We start from the raw sequence: 342 nt of genomic DNA, 5'->3' as shown, positions 1-342 counted from the left end.
CCCCGCCGGGCATGCACAGCCCAGCAGTCAGCCACCGCCGGACATACAACACCACCCAGCGGGCATCGGTATGGGCCTGCACACAAGCCACGATCTTGTCGTGTGGAACCGTGTCGAAGAACCGCCGGATATCGAACTCGACCACCCAGTCAAACCTCCAACACCGCTCCCGACACACCGCAACCGCATCCAGCGCCGAACGGCCAGGCCGGTAACCGTAGGAATCCGGATGGAACACCGGCTCCACCCGGGCCGACAAATGCTCGGCCACCACGGTCTGAGCGACCCGATCACCCACAGTCGGCACGCCCAACGTTCTCGTGCCACCCCCGGCCTTCGGGA

General features: G+C 65.5%; 1 protein-coding gene. It reads right to left on the bottom strand.

What is annotated here, in order from left to right; genetic code table 11:
• A partial coding sequence (locus tag IZR01_RS49680) for a reverse transcriptase domain-containing protein (protein ID WP_369125535.1) occupies positions 1-342 on the bottom strand: 342 nt, incomplete at both ends.

The sequence above is a fragment of the Catenulispora pinisilvae genome, assembly GCF_015356865.1.
In the GTDB taxonomy this organism is placed as follows: Bacteria; Actinomycetota; Actinomycetes; order Streptomycetales; family Catenulisporaceae; genus Catenulispora; species Catenulispora pinisilvae.
Note: the sequence above shows the minus strand (reverse complement) of the source record. Positions and strands in the feature narration are given on the sequence as shown.